Raw genomic sequence first — 17250 nt, forward strand, 5'->3', positions numbered from 1 at the left:
GATGTTTTTGCCGCTTAACCGGTGTTACGCATACCCGTTGCAATACCAGCAATGGTCACCATCAAGGCTTCTTCCAGCATTGGTGATGGTGTTTCTTGGCGGCGGGTACGGTATAGCAATTCGGCCTGCAGCATATTCAGCGGCTCAACGTAGATGTTACGAAGACGGATAGACTCGGCGCCCCAAGGGTTTTGTTCCATTAGGTGGGCGCTGTTTTCTACCGTTAGCACGGCTTTAATGTCTTGCTGTAGCTGATCGCGTAGCTTCTGGCCCATAGGCCATAGCGACTTGTCGGTCAGGCGCTGGTCGTAGTATTCGGCAATTCCGATATTGGTCTTGGTGAACACCATCTCCAGCATCCCTAGACGGGTTGAGAAGAATGGCCATTCGCGACACATTTCTTCCAGTTGAGGGGCGTGGCCCTTGTCAATCGAGAACTGGATCGCTTCACCGGCACCCAGCCAAGCAGGCAGGATCAAGCGATTCTGGCTCCAGGCGAAAATCCATGGGATAGCACGCAGGCTTTCCACGCCACCCTTCGGGTTACGCTTGGCAGGACGTGAGCCTAGCGGCAGCTTGCCCAGTTCCAGCTCAGGCGTTGCAGCACGGAAATACGGGACAAACTCCTCATTGCCACGAACCACATCGCGGTAGGCATCGCAAGATACTTCTGACAGTACATCCATCAGCTCGCGCCATTCTTGTTTCGGCTGCGGTGGTGGCATCAGGTTGGCTTCGAGGATCGCGCTGGCGTATAGGCTCAGGCTATTGACTGCCACTTCCGGTAGACCCAACTTAAAGCGGATCATCTCACCTTGCTCAGTCACTCGCAGGCCGCCTTTCAGGCTGCGCGGTGGCTGCGATAATAGTGCGGCGTGGGCAGGTGCACCGCCACGGCCAATAGAACCGCCACGGCCGTGGAACAGGGTCAACTCAACCGCTGCTTCTTCACACACGTTAACCAGAGATTCCATTGCATGGTACTGGGCCCAGCCTGCCGCCATGACGCCGGCATCTTTGGCTGAGTCGGAATACCCAATCATTACCATCTGGTGGTTCTGAATGTAGCCACGGTACCAGTCGATGCTCATCAACTGTTTGATCACGCTCTCGGCATTGTTGAGATCTTCTAGGGTCTCGAACAGCGGGCAAACGTCCATCCGGAACTTGCAGCCGGCTTCTTGTAGTAGGAGATGAACCGCCAGCACATCGGAGGCGGTACGGGCCATGGAAATGACATAAGCGCCCAGTGCTTCGCGAGGTTGGTCTGCAATCGCCTTACAGGTATCGATGACTTCTTTGACTTCGGCTGAGGGCTCCCAGTCGCGTGGTAGCAGCGGACGTTTGGACGACAGTTCACGAACAAGGAAAGCGACTTTATCCTGCTCGCTCCACTGATCGTAGTCACCCAAGCCTAGGTAGCGGGTCAGCTCTGAAATGACATTGGAGTGGCGGGTACTTTCCTGACGGATATCAAGGCGAACCAGATGCACACCAAAACACTTGATTCGGCGCAGAACATCAAGCAGTAGGCCGTCGGCAATGATCCCCATGTCGCAATCGTGCAGTGATTGGTAACAGGCGTACAGCGGGTTCCATAGTTGTTCGATATCATTAATGATCCCGAAACTTGGTGCATCGAGGCCTTTGATCTTGGCATCAAGTACGTCACGGGTATTGGTTAGCTTGGCGCGGAGATCCTTAAGGATGGCGCGGTACGGTTCATGCTCGTCACCAGCCAGCTCACGTACCTCGTCGTTACATTTAACCATCGACAGCTCACTGACCAGCTCCTTGACATCCTGCAGGTAGAGATCGGCCGCTTTCCAACGTGACAGCAACAATACCTCGCGGGTCACCTCCGAGGTCACAAACGGGTTACCGTCGCGGTCACCGCCCATCCATGAGGAGAAGGTCACTGGCGCGGCATCAATCGGCAGCCTTTCACCGAGGTGAGCCGTCAGCTTCTCATCAAAATGGCGCAGGAACTCAGGTACGGCGTGCCATAGTGAGTTTTCAACGACCGCAAAGCCCCATTTTGCTTCATCAAGCGGCGTTGGACGTTGCTTGCGGATCACATCAGAATGCCATGCCTGAGCTATCAACTGCTCTAGGCGGCGCTCAACGCGTTGGCGCTCGCAGGCCGACAGTTCGCTTAGCTCCAGTTTGGAGAGGCATTTGTTGATCTGTACCAGCTTGTGGATCATGGTACGGCGGGCAATTTCCGTCGGGTGGGCTGTCAGTACCAGATCAATATTGAGGTCGCGAATCGCCTGAATAGAATCGAATTGGCTGATGTCTTGCTCATCCAGTTTGGCAAAAAGGGCATCGATAGAATCTGGGCTGCAGATATGTTCTTCGCTATGGCGAGACACCGTATGGTACTGCTCGGCAATATTAGTCAGGTTCAGGAACTGGCTAAAGGCCCGGGCAACAGGCAGTAACTGGTCGTCTGGTAAGTTCTGCAGTTCGTCGATCAGCTTGGCACGATCGTCCTGGCTACCTGCTCGAGCAGATTTGGACAGTTTGCGGATGGTTTCTACTTTACCCAGTAGCGCTTCACCATGCGCATCCTTGATTGTCGTGCCCAGCATGTGGCCGAGCATACTGACGTTGCTTCTAAGCGCGCTGTACTTTTCGTTCATATCGCATCCATCTTGTAAATTTATTACATCCAATTAACTCAATAGACAACAATCTAGCCGTGTTCAGGCTTTGAGGTCAACATTGATCGTCATAACTGGTAAGAAAACGACAGTACATTGATTTTTATCATGTTATGAAACTGGGGCTGTAACAAAGTGTCACTGAAGTGGCGTGATAAGGCACAAAATACGCGTGCTTGTTGTGCAATATGTCGTGAAAGGAGGCACTTTGCGGCCATTTTAGTGCTTTGTGCTGCAGTATATAGAAGGGGGCTTGGGTGACGAGGAGAGGATACTGACGAAAATATGATTTTTTCTCTACCAAGAGTTGACACCGGTAGTAAATATCGGTAAAAACATATTAATTCAATATGTGTGAATAAAAATATCCATGTTGAACGATGGTTAACGAACAAGAGCTGTTAACCGAACGGTAGCGAAAATTGTAACGAAACTGAAGTAACGTAACTGAGAAAGGTACGAAGCCCCATGAACCAAGCGAATAGCCAATCACAACACGCCCTCCGACGACGCTGAGTTTCGCTTGGTGCCTCTGCGCACCCCATCCCGAGACAGCCCTGCTGTCAGTAATACCCCAAAAACCCATAAATCAAACAAACGGACTTACTATGTTGAACGCCCATATTATCGGTGCCAGCGGCTACACCGGCGCAGAGCTGGCCAAAATGGTACATCTGCATCCACACCTCAACTTGGCTGGTTTGTATGTCTCAGCCAACAGCCTAGATGCTAACAAGCCTATCAGTGCTCTGCATGGCCAGCTCAAGGGCATTGTTGATTTACCGTTGCAGCCTTTGGTGGCACCAGCTGAAGTCGCGAAAGCTGGGGATATTGTGTTACTGGCAACGGCCCATGAAGTGAGCCATGACTTAGCCCCGACATTTTTGGATGCTGGCTGCCAGGTGTTTGATTTATCGGGTGCGTTTCGGGTCCAGGGGGATACGTTCTATACCCAGTATTATGGCTTCGAACATCAGTTCCCGGCTTGGCTAGAGCAAGCGGTTTATGGCCTTGCTGAGTGGAACCATGATGCTATCGCTACCGCCCAGCTCATTGCTGTACCGGGCTGTTATCCGACGGCTTCACAATTGGCGTTGAAACCGTTGCTAGAAAATCAGTTATTGGATACGCAGCAATGGCCAGTCATTAATGCAGTCAGTGGTGTGTCAGGTGCAGGTCGTAAGGCATCAATGACCAACAGTTACTGTGAAGTCAGCTTGCAGGCTTACGGCATCTTCACCCACCGTCACCAGCCTGAGATCGCCACTCACCTTGGTCAGGAGGTGATTTTTACCCCGCACCTTGGCAACTTTAAACGCGGTATTTTGGCCACTATTACGGCCAAACTGGCTGATGGTGTAACGGCTGAGCAGGTCGAGGCAGCAATGGTTGCGGCTTATAGCGAGAAAGGCGACAAGCATGCCGTGCGCTTACTGGGCCAGCAAGCGGCTAAATTACAGAGTGTCGTTAACACTTGCTTCTGTGATATCGGTTGGCAGGTACAGGGTGGACACATTATTTTAACGTCTGCGATTGACAACCTGCTCAAAGGGGCGTCATCGCAAGCGATGCAGTGCATAAATATTCGAAATGGTTTCCCTCAGCTTACAGCGTTGGTATAAAGGTTAGGAGAGTCGCGATGAATCAGGTTCCTTTGGTGATAAAGCTAGGCGGTGCAGTACTGTCTTGCGGTGAAACCCTAGAAAAATTGTTTGGTGCCATCAATGCTTACCAGCAGCAGGCGCAGCGCCCTTTGGTTCTGGTCCATGGTGGTGGTTACCTGGTTGATGACTTGATGGTCAAGCTCCAACTGGAAACGGTGAAGAAAGAAGGGCTGCGGGTGACCCCTACTGAACAAATCCCCTATATCGCCGGTGCGCTGGCGGGGACAGCCAATAAGTTGCTGCAGGGGCAGGCGAAAAAAGCGGGCGTTGCAGCCGTAGGCCTCAGCCTTGCTGACGGCGGGCTATGTAACGTGACTGAGTTGGACCCTGAACTTGGGGCTGTGGGCAAAGCACAGCCGGGTGACAGTAGCCTGATCAATCTGATTATGCAGGCTGGTTTCTTGCCGATTGTTAGCTCAATTGGCCTTGATAGCCAGGGCCAGCTAATGAATGTTAATGCTGATCAAGCCGCTGTCGCCGTGGCTGCGGCGCTCGATGGTGAGTTGGTGTTGCTGTCGGACGTCAGTGGGGTATTGGACGGTAAGGGGCACCTGATCAGCGAGCTGACCGAGCCTGAAGCTGAAGCGTTGATCACCCAGGCGGTGATCACCGATGGCATGGTGGTTAAAGTCCGCGCTGCTTTTGAAGCGGCGAATGCTCTGGGGCGTTCAATCGAAGTCGCGACTTGGCGCTATCCCGATAAGTTGGCTGCACTGTTTGACGGTCAGAGTATCGGAACCAAATTTTCACCTCAGGCGTAATGCCTGCGGTTATTGAATACATAAGATGTAGTACACACGGATTGATAAATCGCCTGAGCGGGAAGACCGTCGAACAGGCAATCAGGAGAGAATTATGAGCAAAATAAATAAAGTAGTATTGGCTTATTCCGGCGGTCTGGACACCTCGGCGATTATTCCTTGGCTCAAGGAAAACTATGACTGTGACGTGGTGGCATTCGTGGCCGATGTCGGTCAGGGTGAGGAAGAGCTGGAAGGCATCGAAGAAAAGGCGCTGGCCTCAGGTGCCTCCGCTTGCTACATCGCCGATCTGAAAGAAGAAATGGTCAAGGACTATATCTACCCAAGCTTGAAGACTGGGGCGATTTACGAAGGTAAATACCTGCTGGGTACGTCAATGGCTCGCCCTATTATTGCCAAAGCGCAGGTTGAATGTGCGTTGGAAGTCGGGGCTGATGCGCTATGCCATGGCTGTACTGGTAAAGGTAACGATCAGGTGCGTTTCGAAAGTGCCTATGCGGCATTGGCGCCACAGTTGGAAGTGATTGCGCCATGGCGTGAGTGGGATCTGCGTAGCCGTGAGGCTTTACTGGATTACTTGGCAGAGCGTAATATCCCGTGCTCGGCTTCGTTGGAAAAAATCTACTCGCGTGATGCCAATGCGTGGCATATCTCCACCGAGGGTGGTGTGCTGGAAGAGACCTGGAATCAGCCGAACGAGCTGTGCTGGGTTTGGACTAAGGATCCTGAAGATGCGCCGGAAAAACCTGAGCAGGTTTCAATTCTGGTTGAGAAAGGTGAAATCATCGCAGTCGATGGTGAAGCAATGTCACCCTACAATGCTTTGGTTTACCTCAATGAGAAAGGTGCTGAGCATGGTGTAGGACGTATTGATATCGTCGAGAACCGTCTGGTCGGGATCAAGTCTCGTGGCTGTTACGAAACGCCGGGGGGGACCATCATGAATGAAGCTCTGCGCGCCGTTGAACAACTGGTACTGGATAAAGATGCGTTTGAATTCCGTGAAAGTGTCGGCCTGAAAGCGTCGCACCTGATCTACGATGGCCGTTGGTTTACCCCGCTGTGCAAGTCTTTGTTGGCGGCAGCGGAAGAGCTGTCACAAGATGTGAGCGGTGAGGTTGTCGTGAAACTGTATAAAGGCCAAGCTACGGTAGTACAGAAGCGCTCTGTCAACAGCCTGTATTCCGAAGAGTTTGCAACCTTTGGCGAGGATGAGGTATACGATCACAGCCATGCGGGTGGCTTTATCCGCCTGTACTCGCTGGCAAGCCGTATCCGTGCGCTGAATGAACAAAAAAAATAATCCAGAACACGACATTATAAATCACCAGCAAGTCGAGCAAGATACATAGGAGATAGGCCATGGCACTATGGGGCGGACGGTTCAGTCAGGCGGCTGACACACGGTTTAAGCAGTTCAACGACTCATTGCGTTTTGATTACCGTTTGGCGGAGCAGGACATTGTCGGCTCGATCGCCTGGTCGAAGGCGCTGCGCCAAGTCAATGTGCTGTCGGATGAAGAGCAGCAGCGGCTGGAGCTGGCGCTCAATGAGCTGAAGCTGGCAGTGATGGAAGATCCGGAGCAGATTTTGCGTTCTGATGCCGAGGATATCCATAGCTGGGTTGAGCAGCAGCTGATTGGCAAAGTCGGTGATCTGGGCAAGAAGCTCCACACCGGTCGCTCGCGTAACGATCAGGTGGCAACGGATCTCAAGCTGTGGTGCCGCCAGCAAGGCCAGCAGTTATTGCTGATGTTGGATCAACTGCAGAGCCAGCTGGTGACCGTGGCCCGAAAGCATCAAGCGACGGTCTTGCCGGGCTATACTCACTTGCAGCGTGCGCAGCCGGTCACTTTTGCTCATTGGTGTTTGGCCTATGTTGAGATGTTCGAGCGTGATCACTCGCGTTTGTCTGATGCGTTAGATCGGTTGGACACCTGCCCGTTGGGATCTGGTGCTCTGGCCGGTACGGCCTATCCGATTGACCGTGAAGTGCTGGCCCATAGCCTGGGCTTCCAGCGCGCGACGCGTAACAGTCTCGATTCGGTATCAGATCGGGATCATGTGATGGAGCTGCTATCTACCGCATCGATTTCCATGCTGCACCTCTCCCGGATGGCAGAAGATTTGATCTTCTATAATTCCGGCGAGTCCAACTTTATCGAACTGGCGGATACTGTGACTTCGGGATCGTCCTTGATGCCGCAGAAGAAAAATCCGGATGCTCTGGAGCTGATCCGTGGTAAGTGCGGCCGGGTCTACGGTGCGATGACCGGTATGATGATGACGGTTAAGGCACTGCCGCTGGCCTACAACAAGGACATGCAGGAAGATAAGGAAGGCTTGTTCGATGCGCTGGACAGCTGGTACGAGTGCATGGAGATGGCGGCCTTGTGCTTTGAAGGCATTAAGGTCAACAAGGACAGAACACTGGAAGCGGCCATGCAGGGCTATTCGAATGCGACCGAATTGGCTGATTATCTGGTGGCTAAAGGGATCCCGTTCCGTGAGGCTCACCACATCGTCGGTGTCGCGGTGGTGGCGGCTATCGCCAAAGGTTGTGCCCTCGAGGAGTTGTCTCTGGACGAGATGAAAGCATTCTCCGAGGTAATAGATGACGATGTCTATCCGATCCTCACCATTGAATCCTGCCTCGAAAAACGCTGTGCCTTGGGTGGCGTGGCACCGAATCAGGTTGATTTTGCCATTGGGCAAGTCGAGAAGCGTCTTGAGAAGCGTTACTCACCGGGTGTGAAAGTACGTGGTGCTCGCTTGACCGATCTCGATGCCATCGAGGGTATGGTGGTGTACTGGGCCGGCCTTGGTGAGAACTTACCTCGGATGCGTAATGAATTGGTACGGGATATCGGCTCGTTCGCGGTTGCCGAGCATCACGGTACGGTTACTGGTTGTGCATCCCTTTATGTTTATGATTCCGGCCTGGCTGAAATTCGCTCCCTTGGGGTTGAAGCGGGTTGGCAGCATCAGGGGCAAGGTAAGGCTATCGTTGATCACCTGATCGAAAAAGCGAGCCAGATGGCAATTAAGAAAGTATTTGTACTGACCAGGGTGCCGGAGTTCTTCATGAAACAGGGCTTTGTGCCGACATCGAAGTCCTTGCTGCCTGAAAAGGTAATGAAAGACTGTGACCGTTGCCCGCGCCAGCATGCCTGTGATGAGGTGGCGCTGGAAGTGCGGATGGATCGAGAGCAGGCTATCCCGACAGTAAATGTGGCTTAGGCCTCTTGAGGCTTTGAGCCCCAATAAGTGAGTTATCTTCGTCTATTTGCCCGGCTTTATGTCGGGCTTTTTTATGGATTTTGTTTGGGAGTGTCGCCTGGGTGGGTTACTTGGCCTCTGAGTTGCCAGGCGCGAATGCCATGGGCAAGCAGTAGTAATGTCATACAGGTGGCTGCAACAAAAAGGGTGATAGCCTCGAGGGTTGTCGGTTGATGGCGATAGAAAATGGCCCAAACGATCCAGCCCAGCGGGCTCAATATTGATAGCTGGTAAGTACAGCGCTGGCAGCGTCCCAGCTTTTGCCAGAAAACAGCGTTTGTGCAGGCTTGGCATCTCATTTTGGTATTATCCGTTGGTCCCTTTCCATTCTCGATAGTCTACTCTTGCCTGGTCCTATCGGGAAACAGGTAATTACGTATTTTGGTTAAGGGGAAAGTAAAAAAAGCCCTCACGAGGAGGGCTGTTCGGTAGTGCAAGGGAGTGGTTATTCGTTAATTTTTTCCAGTCAACTGGAGCGTGATCGTTATTGCTTCCTGTTGGTGTGACGATTGTGCTACTTTGATATTGATAGCTCTAATCGTTTGGTGTTATGGTTTTGATAGTTATTTCCTATCAATATGGTGAGTGATGAATATTCGGGATCTTGAATATTTGGTGGCGCTGTCGGAGCACAAGCATTTCCGCAAGGCGGCAGAAACCTGTTTTGTCAGTCAGCCGACCCTGAGCGGTCAGATCCGTAAGCTGGAAGAAGAGTTGGGTGTGGCATTGCTGGAGCGAACCAGCCGTAAAGTGTTGTTCACCGATGCCGGTTTGGCGCTGGTGGCACAGGCACAGAAAGTGCTACTCGAAGTCAAGGTGCTGACAGAGCTTGCCAGTGAGCAGGGGGGAAGCATGTCCGGTCCTTTGCATATTGGCTTTATCCCGACCGTCGGACCTTATCTATTGCCGCATATTATTCCCAAGATAAAGGCGAACTTTCCTGAGCTAGAGCTGTTTCTCCATGAAGCGCAAACCCATCAATTGGTACAGCAATTGGAAGACGGTAAGCTTGACTGTATTATTCTGGCGGCTGTCAAAGAGAGCGAGCCGTTTATTGAATTGCCGCTGTACCATGAGCCGATGGTATTGGCGGTGCCGGAAGATCATCCTTGGTCAGATCGCCAATCACTGCCAATGGCAGAGCTGCATGGCCATACGCTATTGATGCTGGGCGATGGACATTGTTTGCGTGATCAGGCTATGGGGTTCTGTTTTGCGGCTGGGGCGCAGGAGGACGGAAGCTTTAAGGCCACTAGTCTGGAAACCCTGCGTAATATGGTTGCTGCAGGTAGCGGTATCACCTTGATGCCGAAATTAGCCACACCAAAGGATCAGCGCCGGGATGGCGTTTGTTATATCTCGGCAGAAGAGCCGGTACCAAGCCGGTTGATCACTCTGGCGTACCGTCCCGGTTCGCCACTGAAGGGACGTTACGAGAAACTGGCTGAATTGATTCAATGTCACTTAGAAGAGCAGTTGCCTGCTTAGTCGTCTCTGGTGGAGATATAAAAAAAGAGCGCCGAGGCGCTCTTTTTTTATTAGGATTTAGGTTTGGCTAACGAGGGTTAGAACAGCTCGTCAGAGCTATCAGATTCGAAAATGCCTTCGGAAGCTGATTCGCTGGCCGCCTCGGTCGGCTCGGTACCTTCCTCAAAATATTCGAACATCGATGTGTAATCATTCTGGTTGCTGAGCTTACCGCTATCGCGGTCGATACGAACTTGAATAATATTTTCCGGCAATTGCTTACGTTGGACCGGAACGCCATCCAAGGCATTCTTCATAAACTCGATCCAGGCCGGTTGGGCTGTCTTGGCACCAGCTTCAGCTCCGGAGATTTGGTTCTTGTCCTGATTGTTGTTCCACGATGTACGGCCGAGGTTACGGCTGTGGTCATCGAAACCAACCCATGCGGTTGCGACGATGCCCGGACCGAAACCGGAGTACCAAGCATCTTTCGAGTCATTGGTGGTACCGGTCTTGCCACCGATATCTCGGCGCTTGAGCACCTGGCCACGCCAGCCCGTGCCGTTCCAGCCTGTACCATGGCGCCAGTCACCGCCACCCCAGACATTGCTTTCCAGCATTTCACGTACCAGGAAGGCATTCTGCTCGGAGATCACCTGCTGGGCATAGTGAGGGCCTTGGGGCTGCTGATCATCACCCAGTACCTCTTCGCTGATCGCGATATCATTGAGGATCGGGTTGGTTGTGTTTGATTGTCCAGCCATTCCTTGCTCTTGCTGGCACTCGATGCTGCAGACGACGCTAGGGTTGGCTTGGAAAACTACATTGCCATATGGATCTTCTACGCGCTCAATAAAGTATGGGTCGACGTAGTAACCACCATTGGTAAATACCGCAAAACCTTGCGCTACCTCCAGTGGGGTTAAGCTACCGGCACCCAGCGCCAATGGTTCAGCACGTGGAAGATCTTTCTTCTTGAAGCCGAAACGGGTCAGGAAGTCGATGGTTTCATCGAGACCAACATTTTGCAGCACGCGGACAGCCATGACGTTCTTGGACTGAGCCAAACCAATCCGTAGGCGGGTAGGGCCATTGTAAGTGGGTGGTGAATTCTTCGGGCGCCATGATGTGCCCATACTTTGATCCCAGCGGTTGATTGGTGCGTCGTTGACCAGGCTGGCCAGCGTCATACCGTTATCCAAAGCTGCCGAATAGATAAATGGCTTGATCGCCGAACCGACCTGGCGGACTGACTGGGTGGCACGGTTGAACTTGCTGTGGACGAAGTTGAAACCGCCGACCATGGCTTTAACTGCACCGTCTTGCGGCGAGACAGCCACGAACGCAGTATTGGCATCCGGCACCTGACTCAGTACCCAATTGTCTCCACGTTGCTGAATCCAGATCTGCTGGCCAGCCGCCATAATATCGCTGGCCGTTTTCGGCGCGGGCCCCTGGCGGTTATCGGTGATGAACCTGCGCGCCCACTTCATGCCATCCCACTCCAAGGTGTGCTGGCTGCCGCCTTTGGCTTGTACCGAAGCTGTTTTTCCTTCGACCTGGATAATGACAGCGGGTTGAAGCTGACCGTAAGTCGGTTGCTTGGCAAGATGCTCATTGATTTCATCGCTTGACCATGCGGCTTGCTCCGGCTTCCACAAGGTCGCAACAGCACCACGGAAACCGTGGCGCTGGTCATAGCCTAGCAGGTTATCAATGGCTGCCTGCTGGGCCGCATTCTGTAGTTTTGGATCGACCGTAGTAAAGACACGCATACCCGAAGTGTAGGCATCTTCACCGTAGCGGCTGATCATCCAGGCACGGGCCTGCTCGGCAAAATACGGAGCGCTGAGCTCAATTTCAGCGGTGTGATAGCGAGCAACTACAGCTTCGGCGCGTGCTTGGTCAAACTCAGCTTGGGTAATGTGGTTTTCAGCCAGCATTCGACCCAGAACGACATTACGACGAGATGTTGCTCGACTGACCGAGTAGATAGGGTTCATGGTCGATGGGGCTTTAGGCAAGCCGGCGATCACCGCGATTTCACTCAGAGTCAGCTCACTGACCTCCTTACCGTAATACACTTGTGCGGCGGCACCCACCCCGTAGGAGCGATAGCCTAGGTAGATCTTGTTTAGGTACAGCTCAAGGATTTCATCTTTACTGAGCAACTGCTCGATGTGGATCGCGATGAAGATCTCTTTCACCTTACGCATGATCTTTTTCTCGTTAGAGAGGAAAAAGTTACGCGCAAGCTGCTGAGTGATGGTACTCGCCCCTTGTTTGGCCGAACCGGATGTAGCAACAACAAATGCGGCACGGGCAATACCAATTGGGTCAATGCCCGGATGATCGTAGTAGCGGCTGTCCTCTGTCGCGAGAATCGCATTGATCATTTGCGGTGGGATCTCATCCAGCGTGAGCGGGATTCTGCGCTGCTCGCCGAATTGGGAAATCAACTTTCCGTCTGCACTGAACACCTGCATAGGTGTCTGTAATTCAACATTTTTCAGGGTGGCGACATCAGGTAACTCTGGCTTTACGTAGAGGTAAAAGCCAAAAATTGTAGTGACTCCAAGAATAATGCAAATCAATGCAAAAGTTAGTAATCGCTTTATGAACTTCACTTGAGATTTCCCGTTACACCAGTATTCATGCGTTTCTTCGGTTTCCGCGAGTAGTATAAAGGTAACTTAAGGAAAATTAACGCTAAAAAGCTGGTGTTTGTTTTAAATAAGTAATTTGCTTTTCTGTCTAAAGGGAGCATAGCACGGTATGTTTCGTAACCCACTAACAATTGGGGTTGATATTGGTCATCACAGCATTAAAGCCGTGGTCTTACGACAGAAGAAGTCAGGGCTCGAGCTAGTCGCTTTTGCCGAAGTTGTATTACCAGCCCCTGTTTTGAATAAGCAGCATAGCGTAAATGCTCCTGCTTTGTTGTCAGCAATGCGTAAATTAAAAAAAGCCCTGCCTTATGGTGCGAGGCAGGCGGTATTGGCGCTGCCTGACAGTGCTGTGATCAGCAAGGTTGTCCAACTTGATAGCCACCTAACTGAAGATGAATCGTTATTTGCCGTCGAGCAGGCTATCAGTGCTTCATCTCCCTTTCCTGTTGAAGAGCTACGGCTGGATTTTTCCCCGATGACGAGGGAGACATTCGGCGAGCAATCACAAACCCACCCAGTACAGGTTTACGCCACCCGTAAAGAAACGGTTGATAGCCGGGTGGCAGTAATGCGTCAGGCTCGGTTGGAGCCGACAGTGATGGAACTACAGACCCATGTTCTGGTATGGCTTGAGCAATATCTCGCCGAGCAACAAGGTATCGAGGGGGACTGGGGGATTGTTGACATTGGCCACACCATAACGGCCATCGGGATCAAAGCGCCTGCCGGTACTGTTTATCGGCGTGAAGTGTCATTCGGTGGCGAAGCGATGGAGCAGATCGACAATACATTTTCTGGCAGCGGGGATAGCACTGCCCGGGCTGAACAGTTCACCAAGCTACTGGCTGATAATTTAAAACGGCAGATCCAGCTTTATCGTACGACCTACCCACGCTCTGCTTTGGAGGGGGTTTGGTTGTCTGGAGATGGGCAAAACTTGATCCTTGAAGAAATGTTGGCGCGGATGCTTTCGTTATCGGTTCGTAAGATCCACCCACTGTCCGGCTTCCAGCGTTCCGCCAAGCTAGACATTGATTGGGAAGAGGAGGTTTACGGGCAGTATGCGGTTGCAGCGGGTTTGGCTATTCGAGGGGCAAGCGCATGATAGCCAAGGTCAATTTACTGCCGTGGCGGGAAGAGGGGCGTAAGCGCTATCGGCAACGTTTTGGTTTTATGCTAGCTGGCGCTGCAGCCATGGTTGTCGTACTGATCGGCCTTGTTGGTTGGCTGCTGGATTGGCAGCAGGGTATCCAATCGGGGCGCAATGCCCGGATCAGCCAAGAAGTGACAATGCTTGAGGAAAAGTTGGCCCTGTTGCCAGAAATGGATGCTCAGCGAGAAGCCCTGCTCAAGCGTTTATCTGTTATCACTGATATCCAACAAGGCCGTAACCATATTACCCAATTGCTAAGTTTGTTGCCCGGCCTGGTGCCACAAGGGGTCTATCTGGACGACATATCGTTGACCGGGAACAACGTCAAGCTCAGTGGTAAAGGAGAATCAAATGGACATTTGGCCATTTTGTTGGCCAATGCCGAGCAATCCGCCTGGATAGAGGGGATCACTATGCACTCTATCGTGCGTGCCAAGGAAGAGACCACGCTAATCCGATTCAAAGCTTCATTTGTGATCAACCCAGTTCAGCAGGCCCACCGTAATGAAGGAGGAGGGCAATGATAGATTGGCGAGAGCTGGAATTCGATGAAATGGCTGACTGGCCGTTTGCTGCCCAAACGGTCGTGGTTATTGTACTGGCGGGAATCATTGCACTCGCGGGTTCTTGGTATTGGGTATCCCCAAAAGTGGATGCACTCGAGAGGCTCAAATTACAAGAGCTGGAGCTGAGGATGCACCTGTCCCGTAGGGCTAATCAGGTAGCGGCGTTGCCGAAGGTGAGGGCTCAGGTCGGCATTTTGCAGGATCGCTACCAGCAGGTGGTGAAGCAGCTCCCTGAAGAGGAAGAACTCTCTAGCTTGCTGGCCAGTGTGAATGATGGTGGGGTGCGCAATGGCTTATTGTTCGAGCGGATTGAATGGGCGACCCGAGTAGAACATCCGCTGTATTTTGAATTGCCTATCCATATCAATGTGGTTGGACAGTATGAAGACATTGGCCGCTTTGCTGCCGATATCGCGCATATGCCGCGGATAGTTTTGCTGAAAGATATTGATTTACGCAGAAGCGAACCAGGGCAGTCTGAGTTGCGACTCAAGGTCTCAGCAACAACGTTTCGTTTTAAAACGCCACCCATGGAGGGGGGATGATGAATATCAAAATCTTGGCTTGGCTGGTGTTCGGGTTGGGGCTAACTGGGTGCCAGGCCAATGATGATTCTGTCGAGCAGTTCATCAACCAGACCCACCAACATGCGGTGGCACAGGTTGAGCCGTTGGATAAGCAGGAATTGTTCAGGGCCGAAGCGTTTGTTATGAGCCGCGATCGGGTTCCGTTCCAGCTTCCCAAACCAGATCTGGACGTGCAGGTACGCAAGGAGGGCAAAGTGTGCTGGCAACCGGCCGAGCGGAAACGTTCTTCCCCCTTGGAAAGCTATTCACTGGATCAGCTTAGTATGCGTGGGGTCATCGGTGGTGCGAGCAAGGAGTGGGCCTTGATTTATACCCCTCAGGGTAGTTTGGTCCAGGTTCGCGAGGGAAGTTATATCGGCCATAACCATGGCCGGGTGCTAGAGGTCACGGCTAATGAAGTGGCCATCGAACAAATCATGCCGGACGGTGACGGGTGCTGGTTAAAAATACCCGCGGCACTGAAGTTGGCGTCGCAATAAGTACCAGAATAGAGATGGAATGAATGACAAGGAATCTGTTGCAAGTCCTGCGATTGATGTGCGGGCAGGCGTTGAGGGGGGCGGGCATAGTATGGTTCGTGCTGTTACATAGCTCAGTGGTCGCCGCTGAGCCTTTGCCGCAAGTAAGCCGTATTGATTTTTCCCGTGGTGAGCAGGGGGCGGGCGTGCTGGAAGTGGTGCTGGCTAGCGGGACAGTAGAGGTTGGTGCTCGGCGGCTTGATGATCAATTGGTACTTGAGATCCCCCAGGTTGAACTGCCGCAAGAGCTGGTATATGTGCTCGACGTTAACGACTTTTCGACCCCGGTGCTAGCGGTTGAGACCTTCCAGAGTGAAAGTGGGGCTCGCTTGGTTCTGTCGGTCGAGGGCGACTACACGTATGACTATACGGCGAAAGGAGCTGTGCTGTTGGTCACTGTCCAACCGACACAGCTTCTCACTGGTGATTCCGTGGTGAACCCAGCTATTGCTTATAACAGCAAGCCGATATCGATTAACTTCCAGGACGTGCCGGTGCGTAATGTGCTGCAGTTGGTTGCTGAATATAACGATTTCAATCTGGTGGTATCGGACTCGGTCCAAGGTAACCTCACTCTGCGGCTGGATAATGTGCCTTGGGAGCAGGTATTGGATATTATCCTTCGGGCCAAGGGGCTGGATAAACGTGAGCAAGGATCGGTACTGCTGGTTGCACCGAAAGAGGAGCTAGCGCGCAGTGAGCAGCAAGTGATGGAATCTAAGCGAAAAGCCGAAGAGTTGGCTTCCCTGCGGTCGGAAATATTCAAGATAAACTATGCCAATGCCCTTGAGCTAGGAGAGCTTTTGCTGGGAACTGAGGACGGGATCAGCATGCTTTCCGTGCGTGGCTCCCTGCATATCGATGAGCGGACTAATTCATTGATTGTCAATGATATACCAGGTAGCTTGGCTAATATTCGCGATATCATCGCCGCGCTGGATGTGGCTGTCCAACAAGTTGAAATTGAAGCACGGATTGTCACCGTCAATGAAGGGGATGTGGATGAGTTGGGGGTGCGTTGGGGGATCCTCAATACCAATGGCAGTTCGACCGTGGGGGGATCGATAGAAGGTAACCTCGGCTCGGCTGGGCTGCTGAATATTGACGAATCTAATGCGGTGGAGAACTTCCTCAACGTCAATTTGGCGGCAACCCAGGCTGGCGCGTCGAGCATTGCGTTTCAGGTGGCCAAGGTCGGTGATATCTTGTTGGATTTGGAGCTGTCGGCACTGCAATCGGAACAGAAAGCCGAAATTATCTCCAGCCCGAGATTGATGACCACCAATAAAAAGACCGCGTATATCGAGCAGGGCACCGAGATCCCGTATCTCGAGGCATCGTCCAGCGGTGCTGTTACCGTGAGCTTCAAAAAAGCGGTCTTGAGCTTGATGGTGACTCCGCAAATTACCTCGGACGGCAATTTGGTGTTGGATTTGGTGGTGACCCAGGATAAAAAAGGCGAAGTGGTGCAAACCGGCACCGGTGAAGCGGTGGCGATAGATACCCAACGTATTGGCACCCAGGTGCTGGTGGCAAACGGCGAGACGGTGGTATTGGGCGGTATTTACCAGCATGCAATCAATAATGCTGTGCGTAAAGTACCGCTATTGGGCGACCTTCCGGTACTGGGGGCTTTGTTCCGCCATAAACTCGAAGAGTTGCAGAAGAAGGAACTACTGATTTTTGTAACGCCAAAAATTGTCTATCAGTGAGCTACTTGGCGCAATGTAGAGACAAAAATAGTCCCAGCATTGCGCCATAAATGAATAAATCCCCACCTAGCTATTGCCAACAGCGGCCTTGTCCTGAGATAATTTTCGATCTTATCACGAATTAAATGTGAGGAAGTTGGCGCCTCGGGCTTGATTTATCGAAGCCTGCGGGCGGTGTCGTTTTATTAACCGCGCGTAAATATTGCTA

General features: G+C 52.2%; 13 protein-coding genes. 10 read left to right on the forward strand and 3 right to left on the reverse strand.

All coding sequences use genetic code 11. The features are described 5' to 3' along the window. Positions 1–14: 14 nt before the first annotated feature. Complete coding sequence (gene ppc / locus ACVA53_RS03670; protein WP_255040369.1) at positions 15–2645, reverse strand: phosphoenolpyruvate carboxylase; 2631 nt, start codon at positions 2643–2645, stop codon at positions 15–17. 629 nt (positions 2646–3274) lie between these two features. Here ppc and argC point away from each other — a divergent pair. The 4 genes from argC to argH all read left to right on the forward strand — a co-directional run bounded on the left by argC (position 3275) and on the right by argH (position 8331). Further along, positions 3275–4288 carry an N-acetyl-gamma-glutamyl-phosphate reductase gene (gene argC, locus ACVA53_RS03675; protein ID WP_255040371.1) on the forward strand — a complete coding sequence of 338 codons (1014 nt, stop codon included), beginning with the start codon at positions 3275–3277 and terminating at the stop codon, positions 4286–4288. Positions 4289–4305: 17 nt separating this feature from the next. Next, positions 4306–5091, forward strand: a complete 786-nt coding sequence (gene argB, locus ACVA53_RS03680) for an acetylglutamate kinase (RefSeq protein ID WP_255040372.1) — start codon at positions 4306–4308, stop codon at positions 5089–5091. Between the two features lie 94 nt (positions 5092–5185). Further along, a complete protein-coding gene (locus ACVA53_RS03685; RefSeq protein WP_255040373.1) occupies positions 5186–6394 on the forward strand; it encodes an argininosuccinate synthase in 1209 nt (402 codons plus the stop codon). 59 nt (positions 6395–6453) lie between these two features. Next, complete coding sequence (gene argH / locus ACVA53_RS03690) at positions 6454–8331, forward strand: argininosuccinate lyase (protein ID WP_255040375.1); 1878 nt, start codon at positions 6454–6456, stop codon at positions 8329–8331. A gap of 71 nt (positions 8332–8402) precedes the next feature. Here argH and ACVA53_RS03695 read toward each other — a convergent pair whose 3' ends face one another. Next, positions 8403–8669 (reverse strand): DUF3624 domain-containing protein, encoded by a 267-nt coding sequence (locus ACVA53_RS03695; RefSeq protein ID WP_255040376.1) that lies wholly within the window; start codon positions 8667–8669, stop codon positions 8403–8405. Between the two features lie 289 nt (positions 8670–8958). Between ACVA53_RS03695 and oxyR the strand changes: the two genes are divergently transcribed. Beyond that, positions 8959–9858 (forward strand): DNA-binding transcriptional regulator OxyR, encoded by a 900-nt coding sequence (oxyR, locus tag ACVA53_RS03700; RefSeq protein ID WP_255040377.1) that lies wholly within the window; start codon positions 8959–8961, stop codon positions 9856–9858. A 77-nt stretch (positions 9859–9935) separates the two neighbouring features. On the opposite strand, the gene ACVA53_RS03705 is transcribed toward oxyR, so the two are convergent. Further along, positions 9936–12464 (reverse strand): penicillin-binding protein 1A, encoded by a 2529-nt coding sequence (locus tag ACVA53_RS03705; protein ID WP_255040378.1) that lies wholly within the window; start codon positions 12462–12464, stop codon positions 9936–9938. A 148-nt stretch (positions 12465–12612) separates the two neighbouring features. Between ACVA53_RS03705 and pilM the strand changes: the two genes are divergently transcribed. The 5 genes from pilM to ACVA53_RS03730 are packed head-to-tail and all read left to right on the forward strand — an operon-like array spanning position 12613 to position 17042. Next, positions 12613–13611: a type IV pilus biogenesis protein PilM gene (gene pilM, locus ACVA53_RS03710; protein WP_255040379.1), complete on the forward strand. Its 999-nt coding sequence runs from the start codon at positions 12613–12615 to the stop codon at positions 13609–13611. After that, positions 13608–14183, forward strand: coding sequence for a PilN domain-containing protein (locus tag ACVA53_RS03715; RefSeq protein WP_255040380.1), 576 nt, complete (start codon positions 13608–13610; stop codon positions 14181–14183). The genes pilM and ACVA53_RS03715 overlap by 4 nt, the downstream gene beginning before the upstream one ends. Further along, the gene (locus tag ACVA53_RS03720; RefSeq protein WP_255040381.1) at positions 14180–14770 is read left to right on the forward strand and encodes a type 4a pilus biogenesis protein PilO; all 591 of its coding nucleotides are present in this window, start codon (positions 14180–14182) and stop codon (positions 14768–14770) included. The genes ACVA53_RS03715 and ACVA53_RS03720 overlap by 4 nt, the downstream gene beginning before the upstream one ends. Continuing rightward, on the forward strand, positions 14767–15291 hold the full coding sequence (locus ACVA53_RS03725; RefSeq protein WP_255040382.1) for a pilus assembly protein PilP: 525 nt from the start codon (positions 14767–14769) through the stop codon (positions 15289–15291). Before ACVA53_RS03720 ends, ACVA53_RS03725 begins: the two co-directional genes overlap by 4 nt. 23 nt (positions 15292–15314) lie before the next feature. Then, entirely contained in the window at positions 15315–17042 is a 1728-nt protein-coding gene (locus ACVA53_RS03730) for a type IV pilus secretin PilQ (RefSeq protein WP_255040383.1), read from the forward strand. Positions 17043–17250 lie beyond the last annotated feature (208 nt).

Source organism: Photobacterium sp. DNB23_23_1 (genome assembly GCF_052873815.1).

What these genes read in the sequence shown, in the direction of transcription:
- argC (WP_255040371.1), top strand. Translation starts at nt 3,275, where the DNA reads ATGTTGAACGCCCATATTATCGGTGCCAGCGGCTACACCGGCGCAGAG.
- argH (WP_255040375.1), top strand. Translation starts at nt 6,454, where the DNA reads ATGGCACTATGGGGCGGACGGTTCAGTCAGGCGGCTGACACACGGTTT.
- ACVA53_RS03715 (WP_255040380.1), top strand. Translation starts at nt 13,608, where the DNA reads ATGATAGCCAAGGTCAATTTACTGCCGTGGCGGGAAGAGGGGCGTAAG.
- oxyR (WP_255040377.1), top strand. Translation starts at nt 8,959, where the DNA reads ATGAATATTCGGGATCTTGAATATTTGGTGGCGCTGTCGGAGCACAAG.
- pilM (WP_255040379.1), top strand. Translation starts at nt 12,613, where the DNA reads ATGTTTCGTAACCCACTAACAATTGGGGTTGATATTGGTCATCACAGC.
- ppc (WP_255040369.1), bottom strand. Translation starts at nt 2,645, where the DNA reads ATGAACGAAAAGTACAGCGCGCTTAGAAGCAACGTCAGTATGCTCGGC.
- ACVA53_RS03685 (WP_255040373.1), top strand. Translation starts at nt 5,186, where the DNA reads ATGAGCAAAATAAATAAAGTAGTATTGGCTTATTCCGGCGGTCTGGAC.
- ACVA53_RS03720 (WP_255040381.1), top strand. Translation starts at nt 14,180, where the DNA reads ATGATAGATTGGCGAGAGCTGGAATTCGATGAAATGGCTGACTGGCCG.
- ACVA53_RS03695 (WP_255040376.1), bottom strand. Translation starts at nt 8,669, where the DNA reads ATGAGATGCCAAGCCTGCACAAACGCTGTTTTCTGGCAAAAGCTGGGA.
- ACVA53_RS03725 (WP_255040382.1), top strand. Translation starts at nt 14,767, where the DNA reads ATGATGAATATCAAAATCTTGGCTTGGCTGGTGTTCGGGTTGGGGCTA.
- argB (WP_255040372.1), top strand. Translation starts at nt 4,306, where the DNA reads ATGAATCAGGTTCCTTTGGTGATAAAGCTAGGCGGTGCAGTACTGTCT.
- ACVA53_RS03730 (WP_255040383.1), top strand. Translation starts at nt 15,315, where the DNA reads ATGACAAGGAATCTGTTGCAAGTCCTGCGATTGATGTGCGGGCAGGCG.